The following is a 25,417-nucleotide window of genomic DNA, read 5'->3' as shown; positions in this document are numbered from 1 at the left end:
CACTACCCCGCCGTCCCGACCCCGGATGGTCGCGAACCCTCCACTGCCCGCTCCGGCGCTGCCGCACCCCGGACCGAGGGTGCGGCGTCCTGGCTGGAGGCGGCGGCGCCCCGGCCCGGGGGTGCGGGGGGCTCGGGCCAGGGGAGTTCCGCTTCCAGGCGGAAGTTCCCCCGGTCGGGGCCGTGGGTCAGGGTGCCGTCGTCGAGGCGGACGCGTTCGGCCAGGCCGGTGAGCCCGGCGCCGGCTCCGGGGATCTCCGCCGCGGCCACCCCCACCGGCAGCGGGTTGCGCACGGACACCGCCAGCCCCAGCCCGGGGCCGCCGCGCAGCTCCACCTCCACCCGGGCCCCGGAGGCGTGCTTGCGGGCGTTGGTCAGCCCCTCCTGCACCACCCGGTAGGCGCTGCGGCCCACCCGGTCGGCGGGGGCCGCCCCCTCGGGCAGTTCCAGGCGGGCGCTCACCCGCTGCCCGGAGTCGGTGGCCTCGCGCAGCAACCGGTCCAGGTCGGCGAGGGTCGGCTGGGGCGGGGCGGTACCGCCGCGCTCCTCCTCCGGCCCGCTCTCCCCGGGCCCGGTGTCGGCGGCGCGCAGCACCGCCAGGACACCGCCCAGCTCCTCCAGCGCCCGGTGGGCGTTGTCGCGGATGACGCCCACGGCCGCGCCCAGCTCCTCGGCCGTGGGCGGCGGGGCCTGCCCCTGCTCGCTCTGCCGGACCCGGTAGGCCAGCGCCCCGGCGTGCACCGACAGCAGGGACATCCGGTGGGCGAGGACGTCGTGCATCTCGCGGGCGATGCGGCGGCGCTCGTCGGCCCGCGCCTCGTCGAGTCTGCGGTCCCGGTCGGCGCGGGCCCGCAGCACGTCCTGGCGCAGCCGCTCGATCAGCCGGATCCGGGACTTGAGCGCCAGCCCCCAGCCCAGGCATCCCAGGAGCAGCAGCACGACGACCACGATCGCGAAGGACAGCTGGTCACGGGGGACCAGCAGCAGGAACCAGGGCAGCCCGGCCAGCAGGGTGCCCGCCGCCACCGCGGCCGCCTGCCACCAGGGGCGGCGCGCGGTGAGCCCGATCAGCGCGATGACCAGCGCCGCCACCGAGGCCGAGGACACGGCCGAGATCAGCCCGATGGCCACGGCCGACGCCAGCGGATACCGCGGCCGTGCGATCAGCACCAGCGCGGCCACCGCCCCCAGTGCCACGTCCACGGCTCTCAGCCACTCGGGAACGTACGCGTTGTACCCCGCCCGGTACAGCAGGGCGTACAGCGCCGCCCACACCAGCCCGGCCGCGACGGCCACCACGGTCCCCCACGGCACCCTCCGCTGCCGACCCGCCCCGCCCGGTTCCCCTTCTCCGCCGTCGCGGTGCCCCGTTCGGCGGCCCGGGACATCGCCCCCGCCGCTCGCCCTGGCGAAGGCACCACGCGCCACCGGCCCGTCATCGCCGCCCGCCATCACGCCTCCCCGCCTGTTCACCACCGGCCACCTGCCCACCGCCCCGGACCGTCCGAGGCCCCACACACCCCTCGCCCGTCACCGCTGCCCACCATCACCCCCCATCTGTTCACCACCGACCACCTGCCCGCCACCCCGGACCGTCCGGGGCCCCACACACCCCCGACCGGCCACCGCTACCCGCCATCACACCCCCCGCCTGTTCATCACCGACCACCTGCGCTGCCCCGGACCGCGCGGCCACCCGAACCGTCCGAGGCCCCACACACCCCCGACCGGCCACCGCTGCCCGCCATCACGTCTCCCCCATCTTCTCGGCCCATCCGCGGCGCCCGACCGCACACCTCGGCGCGGCTCGGGCGGGGCCCGGGCCCCATGTCGGCGGCCCCGGGCATTGCGACCGGGGAGGACAACCGTCCGGACCCGGGTGGGCCGTGGACCGGCACATCCCGCGTTGATTTCAAGTTAAGCCGGGGGCGGGCGGCGGCGCCTCGGCCGAAAGGACGATCTTGTGGGTGCGCCCCGTAGGGATGTCGGCCGATCGGCCGACCCTGTGGGGGGCGAACGCGGCCGATCGGCCGATGTGCCGCCCCGGTGCGCGGCGGGAGGATCGGGGACATGGCCAACGATGATGTGCCCGCCCTGGAACTGGTCGGGCTGACCAAGACCTTCAACGAGACGAAGGCCGCCGACGGGGTGTCCCTGACCGTCCCCCGCGGATCCCTGCTGGGCCTGGTGGGCCCCAACGGCGCGGGCAAGACCACCTCGATCTCCATGGCGGTCGGCCTGCTGCGCCCCGACGCGGGCACGGCCCGGGTGCTGGGCGTGGACATGTGGTCCGACCCGGTGGCCGCCAAGCGCCTGCTCGGCGTGCTCCCCGACGGCCTGTCCCTGCCCGAGCGGCTGACCGGCGGCGAGCTGCTCACCTACTGGGGCGGGCTGCGCGGGCTGGGCCGCGACCTGGTCCGGGAGCGGGCCCAGGAGCTGCTGCGGGTGCTGGAGCTGGACGAGGCCGACAGCAAGGGCGTCCTGGTCGCGGAGTACTCCACCGGCATGCGCAAGAAGATCGGCCTGGCCACGGCCCTGCTGCACGCACCCCGGGTCCTGGTACTGGACGAGCCCTACGAGGCGGTCGACCCGGTGTCGGCGCGGGTGCTCACCGCGATCCTGCGCCGTTTCACCGACGGCGGCGGCACGGTGGTCGTCTCCAGCCACGTGATGGCCCTGGTGGAGCGGCTCGCCGACCGGGTGGCGATCATCGCCCGGGGCCGGATGCTGCTCGACGGCTCCCTGGAGGAGGTGCGCGGTTCGGACGCCACGCTGGAGGACACCTTCGTGCGGCTGGTCGGCGCGCGCGAGGTCGGGGAGGAGGAGCTGGCATGGCTGTCGTCCTGATCCGCCTGAAGCTGGCGCTGATGCGCCACTCCTTCACCGGGATGCGTGTCCTGGGCCTGATCCTGGCCCTGTGGGGAGTCGGACTGACCTGGTACTTCGCCCTGTTCACCCCGGGTCCGCAGATCCGCTCGGACCTGTTCGCGCTGGTCTTCGCCGTGTGGGCGGTGGGCTGGGCACTGGGCCCCACGGTCGCCAACGGTGCGGGGACGCTGCGGTCGCAGTATTTCGCGCTGCTGCCGCTGGACCGCCGCCGGACGGGCGCGCTGCTGCTGGTCACGGCGTTCGTGGACCTGGGTCCGGCGCTGACCCTGGTCGCGTCGGCGGCGCTGGTGTGGCACGGCGCGACGCTGTCGGCGGGCGCGGCCCTGGTGGCGGTGCCGGCGGCGCTGCTGCTGTGGATCTCGATGATCGCCCTGTCCCGGCTGGTGTTCCGGGCCCTGGGCGCGGCGATGCTCTCCCGGCTGGGGATGGAGATCGCCTCGGTGCAGTGGGGTCTGATCCTGGCCCTGATCTTCTTCGGCTGGATGGCGGTGCAGCCCGCGCTGGCGGCCACGCTGGAGCTGCGCGAACACGGTCTGGGCGAGGGGACGACGGGCACGGTCCTGGCGGCGCTGCCCACGTCGTGGCCGGTGCACGCGGTGGACGCGGCGGGGTCGGGCGCCTGGGGCGCGGCCCTGGGCTGGCTGGCGGCCTCGGCCCTGACGGCCGCGGTCCTGGCGGCGGTCACCGCGGTGCTGCTGGCGCCGCGGGTGACGGCGCGCGGGGTGCGGCGCACCAGGCGCCCTCTGGGTGCCCGCCCCCTCTCCGGGCGGTCCCGTTCGCTGCTGCCCGACACCCCGCTGGGCGCGGTGGTCGGCAAGGAGCTGCGCCAGTGGTGGCGCGACCCGTGGCGGGGGCTGGAGGTGCGCGCCACCCTGTGGGCGGGCCTGTTCGTCGGCCTGCTGACCTGGTCGAGCGACCACTTCGCGTTCTTCGCGCCGTTCTCGGGGGTGATCTGCGCGTTCATCATGGTGCTGGCCACCGCCAACATGTACGGCCATGACGGAACGGCGGTGTGGCAGACGGTGGTGGGCCAGGGGCCCGACACGGCCCGTGCGGACGTGCGCGGCCGCCAGATCGCGATCCTGCTGCTGAGCGCGCCGGGCGCGCTGGCGCTGAGCGTGCTGTTCATCGTGTTCACCGGCGAGCACTGGACCTGGCCGTACGTCCTGACCGGGCTGGCCGCGGTGTTCGGGGTCGGTGCGGGGCTGTCCCTGCTGTTCTCGGTGGTGGCCCTGTCCCCGGGGGTGGACCCGCAGCTGCGGGTGGACGCCAACGACACCGGCGACAACCAGGTGCAGGTGTGGCTGTCCCTGGGGGCCCTGCCGCTGCTGTCGGCCCCGACGGTGCTGGCGGCGGTGTTCCTGGGCCTGGCCGGAACGCCGTGGGCGGCGCTGCCGGTGGGTGTGCTCAACGGCGCGCTGGCGGCCTGGTGGCTGGGACGGATCGCGTACCGCAGGCTGGCGGACCGCCTGCCGGAGACGTTCACCCGCATCCGCTACGGCAAGGCGATCGCCCTCCAGGCGGTGCCGCAGCGGGGTTCGTGGCTGGACCTGCTGGAGCGCACCGCCATCGCGGGCAACGAGGAGAAGAAGCCCACGGGCTCCTGAGCCCCGCCGGGCCCCGGCCGAGCCCCTGCCCCGGGTTCAGGGCCGGGGCTCGGTGCGGACCTTCTCGTAGAGGGCGTCGAGGCCGTCCAGGAAGGACGACAGGGCCAGGTCGAAGCTGTCCTCGTCGATCTCGGCGGCGTGTTCGGCCAGCCGGTGGGCCTGGGACAGGTTGGGGTAGCGGTCGCGGTAGACGCGCACGTCGTCGTCGAAGCCGCGGGCGAAGGAGCCGGTGGCCGACCCCAGGACCAGGTACCGGGTGGAGGCGCCGATCATGGTGGCGTAGCGGGGCGGCCAGCCCGCGCCCACCAGGCCGCCGTGGATGGCGTCGGCTCGGCGCAGCGCCTCCTCCCGGCGGCCGGGGCCGGCGGCGATCACCGGCAGCAGGTTGGGGTGGGCGATCAGGGCGTTGCGGTAGGAGCGCGCCCAGGCGGTCAGGCCCCGGCGCCAGTCGCCGCTCTCGAACTCGGAGACCTCGATGTCCCGGGTGACCTCTTCGGCGATCGCGGTGAGCAGCTCCTCCTTGGTGCGGTAGTGGCTGTACAGGGAGGCGGCCCGCACGTCGAGTTCCTCGGCGAGCTTGCGCATGGACAGCCCGTCGAGCCCGTCCCGGTCGATGAGCGCGAGCGCGGCGCGGCGGATGGCCTCGCGGCTCAGGATCGGTGTCTTGGGTCGGGCCACGGACGTAGGTCCCCTCTGCGCTCTGTCGGCTCTGCGGTCTGCCGGCGCCGGTCCCTTCCGGCGCCCGGGGCCGATCATCGCACGGTACCGGGTCGCGCGGGTCCGTTACGGCGGGGTCCCCTCCCCCCTTGCACCGGCGGCGGGGATCGTCGTACCCTCACATAACCGAACACTGTTAGGTTAATTGGGAGCAGGCCGTGATCGATTTCTCGTTGAGCGAAGAGCAGCGCGCCGTCCGCGACTGGGTCCGGACCTTCGTCGAGCGGGAGCTGATGCCCCTGGAGAACGACGTGCTGCGGCGCGAACGCGAGGGGCACCCCCCGGGCCTGAACCGGGAGGAGCGCATCCGCCTGCGCGACCTCGCCCGCAAGTCCGACTTCTGGGGTGTGGAGACCCCGGTGGAGTACGGCGGCATGGGCCTGGACCCGGTCACCGCCGCGGTCATCGAGATCGAGCTGGGCCGGACCTTCCTGACCTTCAAGTTCGGCGGCGAGGCCGACAACATCCTCTACCACTGCAACGAGGAGCAGAAGGAGCGCTACCTGCTGCCCACCATCGCCGGTGAGAAGCGCTCCTGCTTCGCCATCACCGAGCCGGGCGCCGGGTCGGACGCCAAGGCCATCCGCACCCGCGCCGTGCGCGAGGGCGACGAGTGGGTCATCAACGGCGAGAAGACCTTCATCACCGGCGGCTACGAGGCCGACTTCGCCATGGTGTTCGCGGTCACCGACCCCGAGAAGGGCGCCAACGGGGGCGTTACCTGCTTCCTGGTGGACCGCGACATGGGCTGGACCGCCGAGCCCATCGACACCATGGGCGAGCGCCGCCCGGCCGCGCTCGTCTTCCAGGACGTGCGCGTCCCGCACGAGAACATCCTGGGCGAGGAGGGCAAGGGGTTCGCGCTGGCCATGCAGTGGATCGGCAAGGGCCGCTACCTGCTGCCCGCGCGCGCCATCGGCAGCTGCGAGCGGCTGCTGACCATGGCCATCGACCACTCCAGAACGCGGGAGACCTTCGGCGCGCCGATCGCCGACCGCCAGGCCATCCAGTGGATGATCGCCGACTCCCAGGTGGAGATCGAGGCGCTGCGCCTGCTCGTGCTGCACGCCGCCTGGCAGGTGGGCGCGGGCCGCGACTCGCGCCACGCGCAGTCCATCGCCAAGCTCTTCGGCGGCGTCAAGGCCAACGAGATCGTCGACCGCGTGCTCCAGATCCACGGCGGCATGGGGTACACGCGCGAGCTGCCCATCGAGCGGTTCTACCGCGACCTGCGCCTGCTGCGCATCTTCGAGGGCACCGACGAGATCCAGCGCCGCACGATCGCCCGCGACCTGCTCAAGGGCCACGTCAAGGTGGGCGCAACCTTGGGCTGACCGCGGGATCGGGGCCCGTGCCGTGCGGGCACGGGCCCTTCACATGCGGAGCCGCCGGGGACCGGTGGGCGGTCCTGGCGGTAGGCGGTCTCGGCGGTGGACGGTCCTAGCGGACGCCGACCAGGTCGCAGACGAAGATCAGGGTCTCGTTCGGGCCGATGGCGCCGCCCGCGCCGCGCTCGCCGTAGGCCAGGTGCGGCGGGATGACCAGCTTGCGGCGGCCGCCGACGCGCATGCCCAGGATGCCCTGGTCCCAGCCCGGGATGACCTGGCGGGCGCCCAGGGTGAAGCTCAGCGCGGAACCGCGGTTCCAGCTGGCGTCGAACTCCTCGCCGTTGGAGAAGGCCACGCCCACGTAGTGCACGTCGACGGTGTTGCCGTGTCCGGCCTGCTGCCCCTCGCCCACCGTGATGTCGGTGATCTGCAGGTCCGCCGGCGGCGGGCCGTCGATGGGGTCGATCTCCGGACGCTCCAGAGCCATGGTGCTACCTCTTCTGTGACACAAGTGAACAGAGAGGGCCAGCGTATCGGTCCGAAAAGCTCAGTCCAGCAGGGCGCCGACCGTGGCGGCGACGACGTGCCCGTGCCCCTCGATCTTGACCGGCCCGCTGTCGGCCTGGACGAACACCGACTCGCCGCGGCGCAGCTCGATCCGGCGGCCGATCTCGGGGATCAGCTCGACCCGGCCGTTGAGGGCCAGCACCACGGAGGGCCCCTCCCCCGGCAGATGGGCGGTGACCCGGCCCGGACCGATCTCGTGCAGGGCGAACTCCGGCGCGGCCGGGCGGAACTGCCGCCGACCGTCCTGGACGGTCGGCAGGGAGTACGGGATGGGCAGGACCGAGAAGTCGACCACGTCGAGCAGCTCGGCCGGGTCCACGTGCTTGCGGGTCAGCCCGGCCCGCAGCACGTTGTCCGAACCCGCCATCACCTCCACGGCCGTGCCCTGGAGGTAGGCGTGCAGGTTGCCCGCGGGCAGGAAGAGGGCCTGGCCCGGCCACAGGGTGACCCGGTTGAGCAGCAGCGACGCCACCGCTCCGGGGTCGCCCGGGTAGCGGGCGGCCAGGTCGCCGATAATGTCGGCGTGGGCGCAGCGGGGGCGGACCCGCGCCCACTCGTCCACGAATTCGCCGATGAGCCGTTCGCGGTCGGCGTCGTCCAGGGTGAGCAGGCGGGTGAGCGCCGCCCGCAGCGCGGTACGGTCGTCCTCCCGGGACAGGTCCTCGCGCAGTCGCGCGGCCAGCTCACAGGACAGGTCCAGCAGGTCGCGGTGGGCGGCGGCCGGCTCGCGGAAGCCGCACAGGGCCTCGAAGGGCTCCAGGGCCAGCAGCAGCTCCGGCTTGTGGTGGGGGTCGCGGTAGTTGCGGTGGGGGGCGTCGACCGGGATGCCCCGGTCCTCCTCGGCGGCGAACCCGGTCCGGGCCCGGTCGGCGTTCGGGTGCACCTGGAGGGAGAGGGGTTCGTCGGCGGCCAGGACCTTGAGCAGGAACGGCAGGCGCACCCCGAAGCGGTCGACGACATCCGGGCCCAGGACGCGGTGGGGTTCGGCGCCGATGAGCTCGGGCAGCGGGACCGGTCCCTGCTCGCACCGGGCGGTGCTGGGGGCGCCGTGGTGGGCGCCCAGCCACAGTTCCGCCTGGGGGGTGCCGTCCGGTTCCAGTCCCAGCAGCCGGGGGATGGCCGTGCGCGCACCCCAGGCGTACGGTCGGACCTGGTTGGTGAGCCTGTGCATCCGCTCCCCGCTTTCCCGTCTGCGTGTTCTCACCTCGTGGACGCTCCGGCGAGGTGGGGCCAGTCTCGCCAACGGAGCCCGCCCCGTCGACCCGGCACGCCCCACTTCCCGGGGTGGTGCACGCATCACCTCACGGTGTGCACGGGCACCCGGTGGCCCCGGGTCCCGGCGGCGACAATGAAGTTACTGGGAAGTAAATCATGATCCCGGACACATGGACAGCCGTCCCGGCGGTTCAGCGCCCGCGGCGGACCCGGTCGGACTCGGCCACCAGGCGGTCGATCATGCCCTGGCGCAGCGCGGGGTCGGCGGAGGGCAGCCCGACGATGTCCGACAGGTACAGCCCGTCCCCGGCGCGCAGGATGATCTCGGCCAGCACCGGGTCCTCCAGCTCCTCGTGGAGCAGCCTGCGCCAGCGGTCGAACAGGTCCTGGACGTGCGCGAAGGCCTCCGGGGGCATGTCGTCCTGGCCGCGCAGCGCGGCGATGATCGCCCAGTAGAGCTCGCGCTCCTCCGAGCTCTGCGGCAGCGAGGTGCGCAGGAAGACGCGGACCACGCCCTCCTCGCCCTCCGCCGCCTCGCGGAACTCCTCCTCGGCCAGGGCGGACAGGCGCTCGATGAGGCCGGTGAGCATGGCGGCCTTGGAGGGGAAGTGGTACAGCAGGCCGCCCTTGGAGACGGAGGCGGCGCGGGCCACCGCCTCCAGTGTCACCGACGAGTAGCCCTCTTGGACGAGGATCTCCTGGAGGGCGTCAAGGATGCGGTCGCGGGTATTGGAAGCGTTCACGATTGACACTGTACCGGCCGGACGGTACTGTACCGTCTGGACGGTTGAAGAATCCCGCGAGGTGCGCCCGGCGCACCGGACGGTCGACAGCGCTTCCCGTCCCACCCGTTCGGCCCGGAGCCCGCCATCCCGCCGGACCCGCGCCCCGGCCACCGCCGCAGGCGCGAGAACAGCGACACGTGAACGAGGAGAGATGACTTCCGTCAAGGCCGGGAACGGCCACGACCGCGCACGCAACGGCAGCCCCGCACTGGCCGGTCCCCGCGAGTGGACCGCACTGGCCGTCCTGGTCCTGCCCGTGATCCTGATCTCGGTCGACTCGACCGTGCTCGGCTTCGCCGTGCCCGCACTGAGCGAACAGCTGGCGCCCACCGCGGGCCAGCTGCTGTGGATCATCGACGTCTACGGCTTCATCCTGGCCGGACTGCTGATCACCATGGGCTCGCTCGGTGACCGCATCGGCCGCCGCCGACTGCTGATGATCGGCTCGGCCGCGTTCGGCGCCGCCTCGCTGCTGGCCGCCTTCGCGCCGACCCCCGAGATCCTCATCGCCGCCCGCGCCCTGCTGGGCGTCGCCGGCGCCTCGCTGATGCCCTCGACCCTGTCCCTGCTGCGCAACATCTTCCTGGACGCGCGGCAGCGGCTGCTGGCCATCGCCCTGTGGGCCTCCGGGTTCTCCGGCGGCGCCGCGCTCGGCCCGATCCTGGGCGGCTGGCTGCTGGAGCACTTCTTCTGGGGCTCGGTGTTCCTCATCAACCTGCCGGTGATGGTGCTGATCCTGATCCTGGTGCCGCTGCTGGTGCGCGAGTCGAGCAACCCCGCCGCCGGCCGCCTGGACCCGATCAGCGTGGTGCTGTCCCTGGCCGCGATGCTGCCCGCCGTGTACGGCGTCAAGAAGCTCGCGACCGAGGGCCTGTCCGTGGCCCCGATCGCCTCGCTGGTGATCGGCCTGGCCCTGGGCTACCTGTTCGTGCGCCGGCAGAAGAAGCTGGACGACCCGCTCATCGACGTGGACCTGTTCCGCGACCGCGTGTTCAGCGTGGCGGTGGTCACCAACCTGATGATCGTCTTCTCGCTGGTGTCGTCCCTGTTCTTCCTGACCCAGTACCTGCAGCTGGTCCTGGGGATCTCGCCGATGCGCGCCGGGATCGTCCTGATCCCGGGGCTGACCCTGTCGGTGCTGGCCGGACTGGTGGCGGTGCGGCTGTCGCGGCGGCTGAGCCTGGCCACCGTGATCGGCGGCTCCCTGCTGGTGACCGCCGCCGGGTTCGCGGTGCTGGTCATCGCGCCGGTCAACGACGCCACGCTCGGCGTGACGGTGGTGACCACCGGGTTCGCGCTGATCGCGGCCGGCGCCGGGTTCGCCGAGACGCTCACCAACGGCGCCATCATGTCGGCGGCCCCGCCCGAGCGCGCCGGTGCGGCCTCGGCCATCTCCGAGACGGCCTACGAACTGGGCGCGGCCCTGGGCGTGGCCGTGCTGGGCAGCGCGCTGACCGTGTTCTACCGCTCGCACCTGACCGGGCCCCAGGACGTGCCCGACGGTGCGGTGGACGCCGCCCGCGAGACCCTGGGCGGCGCCGCACACGCCGCCGCCGAGCTGGGCGGGGCGCCCGGGGCGGCGCTGATGGAGGCCGCGCGCACCGCGTTCACCAGCGGAATGCACATGACCAGCGCGATCGCCGTGGCCATCGTGGTGGCGGCGGCCGTCCAGGCGTGGCTGCTGCTGCGCGGCCGGGGCAACCCGGCGGTCGAGCCGCCGGCGCCGCCGGTGCTCGCCGGACGGCGCGAGGAGGAGCGGGTCGGCTGACCCGGACCCCGACAGGCCCCGCAGGGTTCTCCCTGCGGGGCCCGTCCCGTGTTCAGGGCAGGCGCAGCAGTTCGGCGGCACCGCCCCGCCAGTCGGGCGGGATCACGGCGTAGGCGTCGGCCAGGGCGGCGCCGCGCAGGCTGGCCGGGCGGTCGTGGCCCACCGGGACGGCCCGGCCGCCCTCCAGGCGGACGGCGACCAGCCGGGTGTCGCGGGGGTGGGCGGCCACCTCCCCGGCCACCGGCACCGGGTCCGGATCCCGCGCGGGGTCGGGGCGGCCGGCCATCGCGCACAGCAGCGGAACGACCAGCGTGAGGGCCGCCACCAGGGCCGCCCCCGGGTTCCCCGGCAGGCCGACGACCGCGGTGCGGCCCCGGCGCGCCAGCAGCTGCGGGTGCCCGGGGCGGCAGGCCACCCCGTCCACCAGGACCTCCGCGTCCAGGTCGGCCAGCACCCCGCGCAGGTGGTCGGCGGGGCCCTTGGAGGAGGAACCGCACACCACGAGCACGTCGGCGTCGGAACCGGCGATCGCCGCCGCCAACGTGTCACGTTCATCACCCAGGTGGCGCACCCGACCCACCCGGCCGCCCGCCCACGCCACCAGGCCCGGCAGCATCGGGCCGATCGCATCACGCACGAAACCCTCGCCGGACAGCCCCGACGTGGTGACCTCCGCGCCCGTGACCAGCGCCTCGACCCGGGGGGCCAGCACCGGCAGGGTCTCGTGGCCCAGCGAGGCCGCCAGGCCCAGCACCGCCGGGCCCACCGTGCGGCCCCGGGTGAGCACCGTCTCACCGGGGGCGGTCTCCTCCCCCGCCCAGCGCACATGCCGCCCCGCCGACGCCGGGCCCGACACCCGATCGTCACAGCGTTCGGCCAGCTCATAGGGCAGGACCGCCTCGGTCCCCTTGGGCACCCGCGCACCCGTGGCGATCTCCACCGCCTCGCCCGGCGCCAACCCCTCCACGGCCACCGGCGCACCCGCCAGCCCCGCGCCCACCAGCTCCCACGGGCCCGGACCCGCCACCGCGAAACCGTCCATCGCGGACGCGTCGAACGCCGGAACCCCCGTCAGCGCACGCACATCCGCGCCCAGCACCGCACCCGGCGCCTCGGTCAGTGGAACCTCCCGCACCGCCACGGGCGACCGCTCCCCCGCCCGGCGCGCCCGGTCCCGGGCCGCCGGCCAGCCCATCGGCCCCTCGCGGTCCGACCCGCACCCGCCCATGGCGTCGCCCTCCCCGTCGTAGCGGCCTGGCCACCATTGTCCACCCGGGGCCGTGACGACGGCGTTTCCGTCTCCTCCCAGCGTGTGGGCCGGGCCCCGCCGAAACCCGATTTGCCGTCTGACGACTTTCCGCTAAAGTTCTAACCAGCGACAGGGCAACGGCCGAGGAAACAAGGCCAGCCGGTCAGCAAGCGGACGTGGCTCAGCTGGTAGAGCATCACCTTGCCAAGGTGAGGGTCGCGGGTTCGAATCCCGTCGTCCGCTCGGAGGAGACGCGGAAGTGCTCAGGCGCTTGCGTGCAACTCGGTGGAGTGGCCGAGAGGCGAGGCAGCGGCCTGCAAAGCCGTCTACACGGGTTCGAATCCCGTCTCCACCTCACATCGCTTCACGCGGGCGGTTAGCTCAGTTGGTTAGAGCGCTACCTTGACACGGTAGAGGTCACAGGTTCGAATCCTGTATCGCCCACTCGACTCGGGACGACTCTGCTCGGGGGCCTTCGGCCACCTCGCAGGGTCGTCTTCGTCGTGTTTACCGGGGGGAAACCCCCGAACCCCCCAAGGCGACCCCCTACGGCCAAGGCCACGTGGAGCCGAACCGGAGGCGGTGGGGACTCTTACATCTCGACTCGGGACGACTCTGCTCGGGGGCCTTCGGCCACCTCGCAGGGTCGTCTTCGTCGTGTTTACCGGGGGAAACCCCCGAACCCCCGAGGTGCCCCCCTGCGGCCAAGGCCACGTGGAGCGGAACCGGCAGCGGCGGGGATCTTCCACCGTGAAGCGGGCTGCGCCCGCGAGCGGGCATTCACGCGGGCTCCTGTAGGGGCCCGTTCTTCATGTTCGGACGGTGGCGCTCCGCCGGTGATGGAACCGCCGCGAACTGCGCCGAGACCGTGTCCCCCGGCCCGCCACAGGGATTCCGCATGCTCCGCACCTGTTGCCGTACAGCCGGGGTGACGTGCTCGTGGACGCCGGCCGCCCCGACACCTTGCGCCCCTTGTCGCCATCGGGTCACAGCCTGCTCGGAGACTCTTCCACCGACACTAAGGCAACTGATTGTTGCTATAGGGCACTAAAGCAACCTATTGTTGCCATAGCTGGTGTGTTGGCACAGAGACTCCAAGGGAGACACGATGAAGATCCTGATCAGCGGTGCCGGAGCGGCCGGGCTGTGTGCGGGCATCGATCTGGCGCGCGCCGGGCACACGGTGGAGATCGTGGAGCGGGCGAACCACCTGCGCGTCAACGGCTCCCCCATCGACGTGCGCGGCGACGCCATCGAGACCGCGCGCGGCATGGGCATCCTGGACGCGGTGCGCGAGCGGCGGATCACGATGACCGAGCAGACGAAGTTCGTCGACCGGTCCGGCGCGGTGGTCGCCTCCCTGGTGATGCAGGAGATCAACGAGACCTCCGACGACATCGAGCTTCCCCGCGAGGACCTCATGGTCATCCTGCGGCAGGCCCTGCCCGAGCAGGTCGACCTGCGTTTCGAGGAGTCCATCGCGACGCTGGTCGACCATGGGGCCCGGGTCGCGGTCACCTTCGCCTCCGGCCGCCGGGCCGACTACGACATCGTCGTCGGCGCCGACGGGGTCCACTCGGCGGTGCGCCGGCTGGTCTTCGGCCCGGAGAAGGAGTTCAGCGAGCCCCTCGGCGTGTACGTCGCGCTCGCGGACGTGCCCGGCCAGGCGGCACCCGGCGGCACCCGGGTGACGGAGATCCTCAACCTGCCGGGGCGCTTCGCGGGTGTGGCCCGCTACCGCGACAGGGCGCTGGCGCTCTTCGAGTTCCGGTCCGACCCGATCGACTACGACTACCACGACCAGGCCGCCCAGAAGCGCATCCTGGCCGAGGCCTTCGCCGGGATCGAGGACTGGAAGGTCCCCGAGCTGATCGAGGCCGCCCGGCGCGATCCCGAGCTCTACTTCGACACGATGGCCCAGATCCACATGCCGGCCTGGCACCGGGGACGGGCCGTGCTGATCGGGGACGCCGCGCACTGCGCGACCCCGATGGCCGGGCGCGGCACCTCGCTGGCGCTGCTCGGGGCGTGGGCGCTCGCCGAGGAGCTTGATCGTCACGGCGATGACATCGAGGCGGCCTTCGGCGCCTACGAGCAGCGCCAGCGCCCCTACGCGACGGCGGCCCAGGAGTTCGCGCGCGGCGGGGCCGACCTCGTGGTCCCCGCCACCTGGGAGGACATCGAGGCGCGCAACGCAAGGCTGCGTGCCGCGCAACCGCTGTAGGCTGCGGCCATGGCCGAGGACCGACACACACGAGAACCGGCCCGCCGCCCGGGCGGGCGCACCGCCCGGGTCCGGCGCCGGATTCTCGAGGCCGCCACCGAGCTGATCGCCCGCGACGGGATCGGCGGGCTGCGCTACGACCAGGTCGCCGAGCTGGCCGAGGTCAACAAGACCACCGTCTACCGCAACTGGCCCGACCGCAACGCGCTGGTCGCCGACGCGCTCGCCACCTTCGGCGCCGACGCCGCGCCCCTGCACGATTCAGGCGACATCGACGCCGACCTCGTCGATTTCCTCGAAGCCCTCGCCGCCGCCACCGCGAGCACGCAGGGCCGGACGCTGCTGAACGCGGTGGCCTCGGCGCGGGAGAACCCCGAGCTCCGGGCCATCGTCGACGAGGTGTTCGACCGGCGGCTGGCGAGCCTGCGAACCCGCCTCCAGGCCGCGGTCGACCGCGGCGAGCTGCCCGCGGTCGACCTCGACTTCCTCGCCGCGATGCTCACCGGGCCCGTCCAGCTGTTCGTCAGCCGCGGTGCCCGCACGTTCACCCGCGCCGACGCGCACCGGGTGAGCGCGACCGTGCTCGCCGGCGTGCGGGCCACCGCCCTCGGCGACGGCGCCCCGGTCACCGGTGAGCGGAATGTCGACGAAGCCCGACATGCCCCGTCCCGCTGAGGGCGTCCTGTCCCGCCCATGATCGTCCGCGAGGCCCCTGAGGCCGCCTCGCGGGGTCGTCTTCGCCGTCTCTGCCGGAGGGCTCCGTCCACCCGGCGGGTCTTCTCGCGGCGGGAGGTGTTCGGCAGACTGGGCGGGCGGATCTCCGGTGCGGAAACGAGGTGCGGGATGGGCGTGCTCGGGCGGCCTTCGATGCGGGATTGGGCAGGACTGCGCGAGCCCGCGGCCGACGACGTTCCGGGGCGGGTGCGGGTGGTGTTCCTGGGGGTGTCCACGCTTCTGGTCACCGACGGGGTGAACGCGGTGCTGACCGATGGTTTCTTCAGCCGTCCCGGGAAACTTCGGCTCGCGCTGGGGCGGCTCTCCCCCGACCGGCGGCGGGTGCGGGGTGCGCTGGAGCGGTTCGGGATCGACCGGCTGGACGCGGTGTTCGTGGTCCACTCGCACTTCGACCACGCGCTGGACGCGCCCCTGGTGGCCCAGCTCACGGGGGCGCGGCTGATCGGTTCGGAGTCCACCCGGAACGTCGCGGCGGGGCAGGGGTTCGCACCCGAGGGGTTCGACGTGGCCGTCGTCGGGGAGCCGGTGCGGTTCGGCGCGTTCACGCTGACCGCGCTGGCGGCCGGGCACAGCCCCGGCGATATCGCGCCCGGTGAGATCGACCGGCCATTGGGGGCGGGCCGGGTGGGCGAGTTCCGGACGGGTGACTGCTACTCGCTGCACGTGGCCCACCCCGACGGGGAGCTGCTGGTGCACGCCAGCGCCAACTGGGTGCCCGGCGCGCTGGACGGGTACCGCGCGGACACGGTCTACCTGGGGGTCGGGGCGCTCGGCAAGCAGGACCACGGCTTCCGGGAGGACTACTGGCACCACGTGGTGGAGCGCACCGGCGCCCGGCGGGTGGTGCCGATCCACTGGGACGACTTCACCGTGTCGCTGGACCGCCCGCCGCGGCCGCTGCCCGCGCTGGTCGACGATCTCGGGACGACCCTCGGGTTCCTGTCCCGGCGGGCTGGGGCGGTGGGCGTGGACCTGGCGCTGCCGGTGCTGGGTCGGCGCACCGACCCGTTCCGGCCCTGATCGGCGCTTCCAGGTGAACCGGCCGCGGTTCGGTGGTTCCGCCGCCGTTCCACGGCAACGGCCGACCGTAGCGAAGACGGTCGGCCGTGAGGTCAGGGGCGGCGGGCCGCACCCGGGCGCCGACCGATCAGCGGTCGCCGTCGGCCGAGGAGGCCACCAGCGCCGCCCGCTCCGAGGCGGAGAAGGTCACGGGGTCGAGGGGCGCGACCCGACCCTGGGTGCACGGATGTGACCGAACAGCCACAACAGCCCCGGCAAGAGCACGCCTCACGCGGACCGCGCTCGGAGACCGACGGCAACGGCGCCCGCGGGAGGCCGCTGCGACCGACCTCCCGACCGCCCGACCGCCCCGGACATGTACATGGCCCCGGTGGACGCCGCCGAAGTGCTGGGCGTGCACACCTCCGCCCTGCGCACCCGGGCGCGCACCGGACGCCTGGAAGGCGTCGTGGACCGGTTCCCCGATCCCTTCAACGGCTGGCGCTACTACCGCGTCGGAGACGTCCACGACCCCGCAGAGCAACGCAGGAACAACACATGAGACCCACCGGCCCCGCCACACCGCGCAGACAACGGTGGCCCCTCACGTCGGATGTGAAGGGCCACCGTCGTGCATGCCGCCCGCAGGCGCGGATCAGCCGGCGGGGTCGTCGGGGAGCACACCCGCGCAGAAGGTGCTCAGGCCCAGGCGGGTGATGAGGACCGCGAGCAGCGCGGCCTGGGTCGGGTCGGAGACGAGGCCCCCGGACAGGATCCCGGTGATCGTGGTCACGTCGATGAAGGCGTCCGCCGGGCTGTCGCTGACGACGGCGCGCACCCGGGGGTGACGGCACACGCTCCGCTGGATCCGGGCGTAGTGGGCCCGGAACCAGCGCCGCCCGTACTCGGCGGCCTCACTGTCGTCCTCCGGGGTCAGCCCCGGGCCGGAGCCCAGCAGGATCCTGCCGAGCTCCTCGAACAACTCCTCCTCGTCCATCGCCTCGAACCGGGCGAACTGCGCTTCTCCGTGGGCGGTCATGCGCCCTCCTGTTCCGTGGACGTCAGCTGGTGTGCGGTCAGTGTCGCGGCGCGCAGCGCCGGTTCCAGCGGCCCCTCTCCCATGGCCTTGTGGACGCAGGTGAGGAGGCGGGCGAACGGCAGCGGCAGGGCCGGGTCCGTCATCGGGGCGACGTGATCCTCCCGCACCCCCCACAGGAGCAGCCCCCTGTCGACGTCGCCGGCCAGGACGGCCTCGGCGCCCGGGGTGAGGTCGGTCCCGTGCCGCAGGTCCCACCGCCGGATGCGGCGGATCTGCTCGGCCGGGGCGGTCGTCTGGATCTCGGCCTTCTCCAGGAGGTCGTCCCGGTAACGGTCGGTGAGCGGGTGCTGGAGGTTCCGCGGATCGGTGATCGCGGTCTCCACGGACACGGCGTCCGCCCCCGGCGAGAAGTCGGACGCACGGGCGGTGACGTCGAGGAGGTGGTGCGTGTACCTCTGGAGCACCGAGGCCTGACCGGCGGGCAGGCCCGCCATCAGGTCCGCGATGCGCCGCCGCGCCGGGGGGTGGCTGGCGCCCCGGTGCACGAAGAGGGCCCTCTCGTCGAAGTCGATGACCGTCACGGCGGCGAGCGCCCCGAGAAGGGCGTGCAGCCTGCCGCCGAGGTTCTCGCGCCGCTGCGCGTGCATCACCGCGCGCAGCGCCAGCCGGTCCGCCTCCCTCTCCCGCTCCGGCTCGCTGTGCGGGGAGGCGGCCCCCGCGGCCGGCACGTGTCCGAGTACGGTGTGCGCCACCTCGTGGGCGAGGACGAAGCGCAGCGCGTGGGTCGCCTGGAGGTTCGCGTGGCCTTCGCAGTGCTCCTCCAAGAGCAGGTGCGGGACGACGGGCCCCCACTTGAGGCGCAGGTGGAGCGCGGCGAACCGCAGTGAGGAGGCGAGCAGTTCCCCGTCGATGCCGGAGACGCCGCGCAGGTGCCTGACGGCGGCGGCGAACGCCCCGCGCACCGGGCCCTCCTCGGCCCAGGAGGCGGCGGCCAGGTGCCGCGAGTACAGCAGCAGCATCGCGAGGAGTGTGTGGGAGAGCAGGATCAGCGGTGCGCCGTCCCCGCGGGTCGCGGAGATGGCGGCGATGGTGTGCCTGGGCATCGGCCGGATCTCCATGCGGTCCAGCGAGGGGCCGCCGAATCCCAGTTCCGTGAGTGAGAGGGCGACGGCGTCCCCGGCGACCCGGTACGTCTCGACGAGATCGGCGTCGAAGTGTTCCAGATGCGCCTCCCATACCGGGACGGCCTCGGAGTTCATGAAGTCTTCGGGCTCAACGCCCTGCTTGCGCAGTTCGGCCCGGAGTTCCTCCATCTCGCCCCTCGCCGGGATGCCGCTCCCCAGCGGTTCCTCCTCGCCTTCCCCGTCATCCTGTTCAGGGGTGTGCCCGTCGTCCACGTACATCTCCTCCCTTCGCCCCGCGGTTCACCGCGGGTTTCCCTTTTTCCCCGATATTCCGGGGCGTTCCGGCTAAACTTCGAGGCGGTCCCCCACCCTCTTCTCCCCCGTCCGCGCCCCTCTCGGGGCCTCCCGCTGCGTTGACGGAGTCCGTCGAAACCCCCGACCCCTGGCGGCTGTCATGGTGAACCATTCAGCGGTGCGATCCCCCGACATCGCGGCGACCCCGGCGCGCACGGCGCGCGAGACGACCTGGCATCCGCGCAGCCTGGTGGCCTCGCTGCCCCCGGACGACCGGGAGGCCCTGCTGCTCCTGGGCACACCGCGCCGCTTCGAGCGGGGCACGGTGCTGATGCGGCTCGGCGAGGCCGGGCACGACGCGCACCTGATCCTCGACGGCTGTGTGAAGGTGCTGGGCGGGAGCGCCGACGGCCACACCACCCTGCTGGCGGTCCGCATGGCGGGCGACATCGTGGGCGAGCTCTCGGTCCTGGACGGGCGGCCCCGGTCCGCCACGGTGGAGGCGGCCGCCCCCACCCGGGTGCGGACCATCGGCGGCGGAACACTCCGGGCCTTCCTGCGCGACCGCCCCGGGGTCGGCACCGCCGTGCAGCACAGCGTCAACGCCAAGTTGCGCGAGGCCATCGGGCACCGGACGGACAGCTCCGGGGCGCCGGTGATGCTGCGGCTGGTCCGGGTGCTGGACCGGCTGGGCCGGTACTGCGGCCGCCGCACCGAGGAGGGACTGTCCATCTCCGTCCCGCTCAGCCAGGCCGACCTGTCCGCCCTGGTGGGCGCCACCGAGCAGAGTGTCCGGCGGGCGCTGGGCGTGCTCCGCTCCTCCGGGGTGCTGCTCACCCGGTACCGCTCGCTGGTCATCACGGACACGGACCGGCTGGCGGCGCTGGCGGAGGAGACGGCCCCCGAGTCCGCAAGGCGCAGGCCGTGAGCGCCCTGCCGCCCGGGGAGCGGCGCGTCTGCCTGATGGCGGACATCGAGTCGTACAGCACCCGCCGCAACACCGAGCAGCTCTCCCTGCAGAAGCGGCTGCGCTCGGTGGTGGAGGAGGCGGTGACCGCCGCGGAGGTCCCCTTGCGGCGGGTCGACGTGCAGGAGCAGGGAGACGGGCTGCTGGTCCTGCTGCCGCAGAAGCTGGACGAGCCGCTGGCGGTGTCCCGGCTGTACACGGCCCTGGGCGGCGCCGTGGGCCGGGGCAACCTGCGGGTGATGTCCTCCCTGCGCATGCGGTTGCGGGTAGCCATCGGCCAGGGCATCACCCACCGCGGGGCGACGGGGTGGACCGGTGACGGTGTGCTGGAGGTGTGCCGGCTGTGCGACAGCGGTCCGCTGCGCGCCGCCCTGACCGGGAACCCGGGGAGCGACGTGGGGGTGATCCTCCCCCACCACCTGTACCGGGACCTGGTGGAACAGGGCGACTACCCGGGGCTGGACCCGGAGGGGTTCACCCGGGTGCCGGTGAAGCTGCGGCCGGAGCGGCTCTCCGGTGACGCCTGGATCGGCCTGCCGGAGACGGCTCCGGTCGCGCCGCCGGACCGGCCCGGACGCGGGCGGCGGATACGCGGGCTGGGCGCCTCCCTGACCGACGGGATGGTGCGCGGGGCGGGGGCCGCCGCCGGCGCCGCCGCCATGGGCTTCGTTCTGGACCATGCCCTCTCCTCCGATTCCTCCGATCCCTCCGGTACCGGTGCGGACGGGGAAGCGGACGTCGACGGCACCGACGGACCGGACGGCGGGTCCGGGTCCGAGGCGGTCACCGAGGCCGGGTGAGGGACCGGGGACCGCTGTGTGGCCGGGGTCGGCGACCGGCGGGGCCGGGCCGGTCGCCGCCGCTCACCGCGCCAGTGCCCGCTCCTCCACCGCCTTGGCCGCGCGGCGCTGGATGGCGTCGAGGGAGCGCCGGTACCCGGCGAGCCGCTGCCGGCGCTTGTCCGCGACCTCCTTGGCCCCGTCCCGCTGCTGGAGCGCGTACTGCACCTTGTCGCGCACCTGGGTGATGGAGTCGGCGAGCTCGCGGTCGATCCGCTGCCGGTGCGCGTCCAGTGCGGTGTGCACGTTGTCGGCGAGCTTGGCCGCCAGTTCGGGGGTCGAGTCGCGCAGTTGCTCCGCGACCGCCTCCGCGGCGGCCCGCACGATCCGCTCGTTGAGCTTGTCCATTTTGAAGAGGGTGTTGAGGAAGCCGGTGCTGACGACCGCGGCGAGGAGCACGGCGGGGCCGAAGCCGAGCAGGCTCAGGCCGAAGGCGACGGCCAACTGCGGGATCAGGGTCTTGACCATCTCCTTGACCCCGAGCTGGGAGCCGACCAGGAGCGCACCGGGGTTGAGCAGCAGGCCGATTCCGGCACCGGTGATCTGGGACGCCCGGGAGGGCAGGTGTTCCCGACCGTCGACGTCGCCGACGTTGAGCAGGGAGGTGCGGATCTCCTCCAGGTTCTCCGCGAAGACGACGAGCCGCCGCCCGAGCTGTTCCTCCAGGTCCGTGGCGCGCGCTTCGAGCAGTTCCGTCAGTTCCCCGTCGCGCCACTCCTCGACGTGCCGCATGATGCTGTCGCTGAGGGTGGTCACCACCTCCTCCGCCAGGGCCTTGGCGTCCGCTCGGGCCTTCCAGAACTTGAGGCCGACGCGGTTCCGGTGCTGTTCCGCGGCCGCCCACTCGACGCAGGAGTCGGCGGTGGCCGCCAGCATCCGCTTGGCCGACTCCTCCACCTGGAGGTGGGTGGCGTCCAGGTGGTTGCGGAGGATTCGGTCGATGGCGCCGCGTTCCCTCCACAGGCGGTCGAGGGGGAGTTGCTGGCGCTGGTACTCCTCGTCGAGCAGTTCCAGGTCCCGGTCCATGAGGGTGCTCAGGTCGTCGATGGTGTCGCGGGCCGTGGCGGCCAGTTCCCGGATGTCCACCGCGGCCCCGACGACCTTGACCCGGCCGCGCTGCTCGGTGAGGAAGCGCTCCAGGCTCCGTTCGAAGGCGGGCAGACCGGAGGACTCCACCCGCCGCGGGTCGCCCGTGACGCGGGCGGTGAGGGCGCTCTTGGAGTCCACGAAGAGCACCCGGTCCTCCCCCAGCCCCCAGTACTCGCGGGCCCGGCTCAGCAGGTCGGCGCGGACCTCCTCGACGTCGTCCTCGTCGACCTGGTTGATCCGGTTGACCAACAGGTAGAGGTTGGCCTGGTCGAACATGTGCAGGTTGCGGTCGATGACCTCGCGTTCGCTCTGCGACAGGGCCCGGAGCGCGCTGACCACGAACACGACGGCGTCGGCTCCGGCGGTGTGCTCCAGGGTGATCCGGGACCGCTCCTCGTCCTCGTTGAGGCCGGGCGAGTCGATGATCCGGACGTTGTTCCGGCACAGTGCGAGCGGCCATCGGACCTCGGCGCGCCCCCAGCGGTGGGAGGCCCCCTCGGCGTCGATGGTGATGTGGTCCACGAGCCGGGCGGGCTCGATCGACAGCTCCGGTTGTCCGGGGTCGAGCGGGTGGAGGGTGACGGCGGGCCCCTCGCCCCAGGTGACGACGGTGAGCACGGCCGTGGTGGGCTTGCCCTTGGCCGGCAGCACCTTCTGCCCGAGCAGGGCGTTGACGGTGGTGCTCTTGCCCGCGTTGAACTCCCCCATGACGATCACCGAGAAATCGTCGCGGGCGATCCGGTCGCGCAGGTCGCCGACGGAGGCGGCCAGGGTGGCCTGGTCGAGTCCGCCGACCACCCCGGCGAGCCCGTCGACCATGTCGAGGAGCTCTCCCCTCATCTCCTGGAAGGCCTCGTATCCGCTGATCACTGATGTGCTCCGGGTCAATTCCCCGCTCCCCTCGTCTCCACGGGCCCCGCCTGTGCGAGAACCCCGGCTGTCAGTTCCCTGGTCCTGACCGCGATGTCGGACCAGTCCGGTCCGGACGCGGCGGCTGCCGGGAGCGGGTGGCCCCGGCGGTTCCATTCCTCGCGTGATCGACCCACCTCGTCCTCCAGGAAGCGGTAGAGCTGTTCCAGCTCGCTCCAGGCGGCGTCCGCGCAGGCGTCGAACTCGGTGTTCACCAGCGCGGGCAGCTGTCCGCGGACCGTCTGGCGCTGCTCCTGCGCGAGGGTGCGCAACCGCACCTCCCCGAGGGTGGTGCCGATCACCGAGGCCGCCAGGACCAGGGCCGGGCCGAAGCCGGGCACGAGGAGCGCCGCCGCCAGGGCGGCGCCGGACGGCGCCACCCGGTAGACGACACGGCGCCGGGCCAGGTCGGTGAGGTCGTCGGCGTCGGGAACGGACACCTCGACCTTCGTGTATCCGGCCTGGGGGTGGTCGGGCACCCGCAGGCGCAGGCCGAAGGCGGAGTGCAGGGCCTCGTCCGTCTCCCTGAGGTCCTGGGCGGCGCCGGGCTGGAGCTTGAGACGGATCTGTTCGTTCCAGAGGGCGAGGCTCCGCTCGACCCGGTGCGGGAGGTCGCGGGTCCACCACCGCTGGGGGTTGGTGTTGCGGTCCAGGTCGTGGAGCAGGTCGGAGACCAGTTGCCGCCGTTTGCGGTCCCGGTCGTCGTGCAGGCGCTCGAACATGGTGTTGCGCCGGGTGCGCACGTCCTCGCGGAGCAGATCGAATCCGGTGAGGCGGTCCTCGTGTTCGATCCGGGCGGCAGCGGCGGCCTCGGCCAGGCGCCGTCCCTCCGCCTCGGCCTCCCGCTCCCCCTCCGCCGCGCGTTCGCCGATCCGGTCCAGGCAGGAGGCCAGACGGTGTGCGACGTGGCGGGCGCGGGCGCCGCCGGGGTCGGCGCCGACGGTCCCGGCCAGCCAGGCCCGGAGCGTGTCCGCGAGGCCGTCGCCGGTGGGCGGGGCGACGGCCAGGCCCAGTTCCGGCGACAGTTCGCGGGCGCGTTCGCGGACGTACTGTACGACGTCGTCCCGTTCCTCCTCGTCCACCCGCCCGGTGTGGACAAGGGCGAGGAGGACTCGGTCGGGCGCGAGCCCGCGGTCCAGCAGTTCCCGGAGGAAGGTCCGGTCGGACAGGGTGAAGGCCGCGGTGGCGGCGACGGGCAGCAGGACGGCGTCGGCGCTGTGCGGGGCTCCGCCGTCCTCGGGGGCGAGGAGGAACTCGACGCCCCCGGGCAGGTCCGGCGAACCCACCCGGACGGCGTCGACCCCCCGGTCGTCGAGAGCGGACGGTCCCTCCCTGACCTCCCATCCGAGGTCGGTGCGGACCTCCCAGACGTCTCCGGCGGCGGGTGACACCAGCACCGGCAGGTCGGCGGAGAAGCCGGGCGGCAGCACCGGGTGTCCGGCGAGCGCTTCGAGGAGGCGGGCCCGCTCACGCACCGGCCCCCGGGCCACGGCGATGCGCACCGCGGCGCGGTCGGCGTGCGCCGCGATGTCGGAGAGTTCGTCCAGGAGCGCGGTGTCCGCCCCGGCCTGTTCGGCGAGGGCGCGGGCCTCGGTCAGGTGGTCCCGGAACAGGGCTGGCGTTGACGGCTCGGCCATCTCAGTCATCGAAACCTCCGAAGGGGTCGGTGGTGGTGAGAACGGTGGTGTGCCTCAGCCGGGTGCGGTCCTCCCTGACCCCGGCGGCGTGTTCGGACGCCGCCGCCTGGCCTTCGGCCAGTGACCGGGCGCGGTCGCGCAGGGAGTGCTGCTCGGCCCGGTGGGCACGGTGCAGTTCATCGACGGCGTCGGCGTAGGTGTCGCGGTACCAGTCGGCGCGGGAGCGCAGTTCCTCCCCCGCCTGGTCGGTGAGGTCGTCGACGAGGTCGAGCAGGCGGTCGGCGACGGAGGTGACGGCCGTCTCGGCGGGGACCATGGCCCGCTGGACCGCCTCCGCGCGGACCGTCCGCATGTCCCGGGCGAACAGGGCCCCGCCCAGGACGCCTCCGATGATGCCGCCCACCACGGTGCCGACGCCGGGGAACAGGAACGAGCCGATCAGCGCCCCCGCCCCGGCCCCGCCGCCGAAGGACGCCATGTCGCGGCGGCGGTCCGCCGCGAGGAAGTCCTCCGCGGTCCCCAGGTCGCGGTGCTGCGTACTCGGCAGCGGATCGGTTCGGCGGGCACCGGGCAGGAGCGGCTCGGAGGGGCCGATCCGGCGCAGGACGTCGAAGGCGAGGTCGAAGGAGGCCTTGAGGTCGCCCAGGGCCGTGTCCAGCCGACCGGTCACCCGTTCGTCCACGCGGGCGCCGCCTTCGCCGAGGAACCGCTGCAACCGGGTGTTCACCTCAGGGGAGACCACGTCGTCGAGGACCTGCTTGACCTGGGAGCCGTTGGAGCATCCGGCCACGGCTTCGTGCATCAGCTCCCTGATCTCGGCGATGGTGCGCTCGGCATCCCCGGCCAGGTCCGTCCGCAGGTCCGTGCGTTCGATGGCCAGGGAGTCGAGCCCGGTCCTGATCTGCTGGAACAGCAGCTCGTTCATGTCGGTGGGGGTGGCCTGCGCCAACTCGCCGCGGCGGCGCTCCAGTCCGGTGCGGTACTCCCCCAGGTCGTTCTCCAGCTCGTCCAGGACCCCGGCGACGACCTTCAGGGCGGTGTCCGTGACGGCGGCGGGGCGGCGCAGTTCGGCGACCCGGCGCAGCCAGCGCCGGGTGCGCTCGAACCGGTCCGTCCAGAGCCGGTCCGCGGTGTGCGCCTGCTCCGGGCGCAGGGTGCGGACGACGTGCAGGGGGGCGGACCAGGCGAGGTCGGGTTCGATGCCCAGCTGATCGGCGATGCGGTCGCGGGCGGCGGCGTCCAGCTCGGCGAGCTCCTCCGGTTCGACCTCGTCGGCCCGGGTCACCACGAACGCGCAGCGGGCGCGCAGGCCCTCGTCGAGTTCCTCGGTGAGGAACTCGACCTGGCTCGCGGGCAGGATGTGGCTCTGCTGGCTCACGATGACGGCCGCGTCGGCCTCGGCGATCGCCGCGCGGGTCAGGCCCGCGTAGCCGTGGT

21 protein-coding genes and 3 tRNA genes are annotated in these 25,417 nt (G+C 73.4%); 13 read left to right on the top strand and 11 right to left on the bottom strand.

Annotated features, from left to right (window positions below; all coding sequences use genetic code 11):
* Positions 1-2 precede the first annotated feature (2 nt).
* Positions 3-1,298, bottom strand: a complete 1,296-nt coding sequence (locus ACJOT3_RS02565) for a sensor histidine kinase (protein ID WP_406968300.1) — start codon at positions 1,296-1,298, stop codon at positions 3-5.
* Between the two features lie 771 nt (positions 1,299-2,069).
* Between ACJOT3_RS02565 and ACJOT3_RS02560 the strand changes: the two genes are divergently transcribed.
* Positions 2,070-2,846, top strand: a complete 777-nt coding sequence (locus ACJOT3_RS02560) for an ABC transporter ATP-binding protein (protein WP_406968298.1) — start codon at positions 2,070-2,072, stop codon at positions 2,844-2,846.
* Positions 2,831-4,495 (top strand): hypothetical protein, encoded by a 1,665-nt coding sequence (locus tag ACJOT3_RS02555; RefSeq protein ID WP_406968296.1) that lies wholly within the window; start codon positions 2,831-2,833, stop codon positions 4,493-4,495. The genes ACJOT3_RS02560 and ACJOT3_RS02555 overlap by 16 nt, the downstream gene beginning before the upstream one ends.
* A 36-nt stretch (positions 4,496-4,531) precedes the next feature.
* On the opposite strand, the gene ACJOT3_RS02550 is transcribed toward ACJOT3_RS02555, so the two are convergent.
* The gene (locus ACJOT3_RS02550; protein WP_406968294.1) at positions 4,532-5,173 is read right to left on the bottom strand and encodes a TetR/AcrR family transcriptional regulator; all 642 of its coding nucleotides are present in this window, start codon (positions 5,171-5,173) and stop codon (positions 4,532-4,534) included.
* A 197-nt stretch (positions 5,174-5,370) separates the two neighbouring features.
* Between ACJOT3_RS02550 and ACJOT3_RS02545 the strand changes: the two genes are divergently transcribed.
* The gene (locus ACJOT3_RS02545) at positions 5,371-6,546 is read left to right on the top strand and encodes an acyl-CoA dehydrogenase family protein (protein WP_406968292.1); all 1,176 of its coding nucleotides are present in this window, start codon (positions 5,371-5,373) and stop codon (positions 6,544-6,546) included.
* A gap of 106 nt (positions 6,547-6,652) precedes the next feature.
* On the opposite strand, the gene ACJOT3_RS02540 is transcribed toward ACJOT3_RS02545, so the two are convergent.
* The 3 genes from ACJOT3_RS02540 to ACJOT3_RS02530 all read right to left on the bottom strand — a co-directional run bounded on the left by ACJOT3_RS02540 (position 6,653) and on the right by ACJOT3_RS02530 (position 9,065).
* Entirely contained in the window at positions 6,653-7,027 is a 375-nt protein-coding gene (locus ACJOT3_RS02540; RefSeq protein ID WP_406968290.1) for an FKBP-type peptidyl-prolyl cis-trans isomerase, read from the bottom strand.
* A gap of 60 nt (positions 7,028-7,087) precedes the next feature.
* Positions 7,088-8,278 (bottom strand): mannose-6-phosphate isomerase, class I, encoded by a 1,191-nt coding sequence (gene manA, locus ACJOT3_RS02535; protein WP_406968354.1) that lies wholly within the window; start codon positions 8,276-8,278, stop codon positions 7,088-7,090.
* 235 nt (positions 8,279-8,513) lie between these two features.
* Positions 8,514-9,065: a TetR/AcrR family transcriptional regulator gene (locus ACJOT3_RS02530; protein ID WP_406968288.1), complete on the bottom strand. Its 552-nt coding sequence runs from the start codon at positions 9,063-9,065 to the stop codon at positions 8,514-8,516.
* A 193-nt stretch (positions 9,066-9,258) separates the two neighbouring features.
* On the opposite strand from ACJOT3_RS02530, the gene ACJOT3_RS02525 reads away from it, so the two are divergent.
* Positions 9,259-10,875 carry an MFS transporter gene (locus tag ACJOT3_RS02525; protein WP_406968286.1) on the top strand — a complete coding sequence of 539 codons (1,617 nt, stop codon included), beginning with the start codon at positions 9,259-9,261 and terminating at the stop codon, positions 10,873-10,875.
* Between the two features lie 52 nt (positions 10,876-10,927).
* Here ACJOT3_RS02525 and ACJOT3_RS02520 read toward each other — a convergent pair whose 3' ends face one another.
* Positions 10,928-12,070: a molybdopterin molybdotransferase MoeA gene (locus ACJOT3_RS02520; protein WP_406968284.1), complete on the bottom strand. Its 1,143-nt coding sequence runs from the start codon at positions 12,068-12,070 to the stop codon at positions 10,928-10,930.
* Positions 12,071-12,294: 224 nt separating this feature from the next.
* Between ACJOT3_RS02520 and ACJOT3_RS02515 the strand changes: the two genes are divergently transcribed.
* The 7 genes from ACJOT3_RS02515 (at position 12,295) to ACJOT3_RS02485 (ending at position 16,644) form a co-directional block, all read left to right on the top strand.
* A tRNA-Gly gene (locus ACJOT3_RS02515) sits at positions 12,295-12,367 on the top strand.
* 41 nt (positions 12,368-12,408) lie between these two features.
* A tRNA-Cys gene (locus tag ACJOT3_RS02510) sits at positions 12,409-12,479 on the top strand.
* Between the two features lie 15 nt (positions 12,480-12,494).
* Positions 12,495-12,568, top strand: a tRNA-Val gene (locus ACJOT3_RS02505).
* 664 nt (positions 12,569-13,232) lie between these two features.
* Positions 13,233-14,348, top strand: a complete 1,116-nt coding sequence (locus ACJOT3_RS02500) for an FAD-dependent monooxygenase (protein WP_406968282.1) — start codon at positions 13,233-13,235, stop codon at positions 14,346-14,348.
* Between the two features lie 9 nt (positions 14,349-14,357).
* Positions 14,358-15,023 (top strand): TetR/AcrR family transcriptional regulator, encoded by a 666-nt coding sequence (locus ACJOT3_RS02495; RefSeq protein WP_406968280.1) that lies wholly within the window; start codon positions 14,358-14,360, stop codon positions 15,021-15,023.
* 192 nt (positions 15,024-15,215) lie between these two features.
* The gene (locus tag ACJOT3_RS02490; protein WP_406968278.1) at positions 15,216-16,103 is read left to right on the top strand and encodes an MBL fold metallo-hydrolase; all 888 of its coding nucleotides are present in this window, start codon (positions 15,216-15,218) and stop codon (positions 16,101-16,103) included.
* 355 nt (positions 16,104-16,458) lie between these two features.
* Complete coding sequence (locus ACJOT3_RS02485; RefSeq protein ID WP_406968276.1) at positions 16,459-16,644, top strand: hypothetical protein; 186 nt, start codon at positions 16,459-16,461, stop codon at positions 16,642-16,644.
* 93 nt (positions 16,645-16,737) lie between these two features.
* Here the strand turns inward: ACJOT3_RS02485 and ACJOT3_RS02480 are convergent, their stop codons facing one another.
* Together ACJOT3_RS02480 and ACJOT3_RS02475 are read right to left on the bottom strand one after the other, a co-directional pair.
* Positions 16,738-17,121 (bottom strand): hypothetical protein, encoded by a 384-nt coding sequence (locus ACJOT3_RS02480; RefSeq protein WP_406968274.1) that lies wholly within the window; start codon positions 17,119-17,121, stop codon positions 16,738-16,740.
* Entirely contained in the window at positions 17,118-18,518 is a 1,401-nt protein-coding gene (locus tag ACJOT3_RS02475) for a phage exclusion protein Lit family protein (RefSeq protein WP_406968272.1), read from the bottom strand. Before ACJOT3_RS02475 ends, ACJOT3_RS02480 begins: the two co-directional genes overlap by 4 nt.
* A 199-nt stretch (positions 18,519-18,717) precedes the next feature.
* Here ACJOT3_RS02475 and ACJOT3_RS02470 point away from each other — a divergent pair, with 199 nt between their 5' ends.
* Positions 18,718-19,467 (top strand): Crp/Fnr family transcriptional regulator, encoded by a 750-nt coding sequence (locus tag ACJOT3_RS02470; RefSeq protein ID WP_406968270.1) that lies wholly within the window; start codon positions 18,718-18,720, stop codon positions 19,465-19,467.
* Positions 19,464-20,306 (top strand): hypothetical protein, encoded by an 843-nt coding sequence (locus ACJOT3_RS02465; RefSeq protein ID WP_406968268.1) that lies wholly within the window; start codon positions 19,464-19,466, stop codon positions 20,304-20,306. Before ACJOT3_RS02470 ends, ACJOT3_RS02465 begins: the two co-directional genes overlap by 4 nt.
* 63 nt (positions 20,307-20,369) lie before the next feature.
* Here the strand turns inward: ACJOT3_RS02465 and ACJOT3_RS02460 are convergent, their stop codons facing one another.
* The 3 genes from ACJOT3_RS02460 to ACJOT3_RS02450 form a co-directional block, all read right to left on the bottom strand.
* A complete protein-coding gene (locus tag ACJOT3_RS02460) occupies positions 20,370-22,322 on the bottom strand; it encodes a dynamin family protein (RefSeq protein ID WP_406968266.1) in 1,953 nt (650 codons plus the stop codon).
* Complete coding sequence (locus ACJOT3_RS02455) at positions 22,319-23,989, bottom strand: hypothetical protein (protein ID WP_406968264.1); 1,671 nt, start codon at positions 23,987-23,989, stop codon at positions 22,319-22,321. Before ACJOT3_RS02455 ends, ACJOT3_RS02460 begins: the two co-directional genes overlap by 4 nt.
* Positions 23,982-25,417: hypothetical protein (locus ACJOT3_RS02450; protein WP_406968262.1), on the bottom strand; the 1,436-nt coding region annotated here is incomplete at its 5' end. The genes ACJOT3_RS02455 and ACJOT3_RS02450, both read right to left, overlap by 8 nt.

This window comes from Nocardiopsis protaetiae (assembly GCF_045446735.1).
Taxonomy (GTDB): domain Bacteria; phylum Actinomycetota; class Actinomycetes; order Streptosporangiales; family Streptosporangiaceae; genus Nocardiopsis; species Nocardiopsis protaetiae.
This window is presented reverse-complemented; position numbering and strand designations above follow the sequence as displayed.

What these genes read in the sequence shown, in the direction of transcription:
- ACJOT3_RS02495 (WP_406968280.1), top strand. Translation starts at nt 14,358, where the DNA reads ATGGCCGAGGACCGACACACACGAGAACCGGCCCGCCGCCCGGGCGGG.
- ACJOT3_RS02525 (WP_406968286.1), top strand. Translation starts at nt 9,259, where the DNA reads ATGACTTCCGTCAAGGCCGGGAACGGCCACGACCGCGCACGCAACGGC.
- manA (WP_406968354.1), bottom strand. Translation starts at nt 8,278, where the DNA reads ATGCACAGGCTCACCAACCAGGTCCGACCGTACGCCTGGGGTGCGCGC.
- ACJOT3_RS02540 (WP_406968290.1), bottom strand. Translation starts at nt 7,027, where the DNA reads ATGGCTCTGGAGCGTCCGGAGATCGACCCCATCGACGGCCCGCCGCCG.
- ACJOT3_RS02500 (WP_406968282.1), top strand. Translation starts at nt 13,233, where the DNA reads ATGAAGATCCTGATCAGCGGTGCCGGAGCGGCCGGGCTGTGTGCGGGC.
- ACJOT3_RS02455 (WP_406968264.1), bottom strand. Translation starts at nt 23,989, where the DNA reads ATGACTGAGATGGCCGAGCCGTCAACGCCAGCCCTGTTCCGGGACCAC.
- ACJOT3_RS02480 (WP_406968274.1), bottom strand. Translation starts at nt 17,121, where the DNA reads ATGACCGCCCACGGAGAAGCGCAGTTCGCCCGGTTCGAGGCGATGGAC.
- ACJOT3_RS02490 (WP_406968278.1), top strand. Translation starts at nt 15,216, where the DNA reads ATGCGGGATTGGGCAGGACTGCGCGAGCCCGCGGCCGACGACGTTCCG.
- ACJOT3_RS02560 (WP_406968298.1), top strand. Translation starts at nt 2,070, where the DNA reads ATGGCCAACGATGATGTGCCCGCCCTGGAACTGGTCGGGCTGACCAAG.
- ACJOT3_RS02520 (WP_406968284.1), bottom strand. Translation starts at nt 12,070, where the DNA reads ATGGGCTGGCCGGCGGCCCGGGACCGGGCGCGCCGGGCGGGGGAGCGG.
- ACJOT3_RS02485 (WP_406968276.1), top strand. Translation starts at nt 16,459, where the DNA reads ATGTACATGGCCCCGGTGGACGCCGCCGAAGTGCTGGGCGTGCACACC.
- ACJOT3_RS02555 (WP_406968296.1), top strand. Translation starts at nt 2,831, where the DNA reads ATGGCTGTCGTCCTGATCCGCCTGAAGCTGGCGCTGATGCGCCACTCC.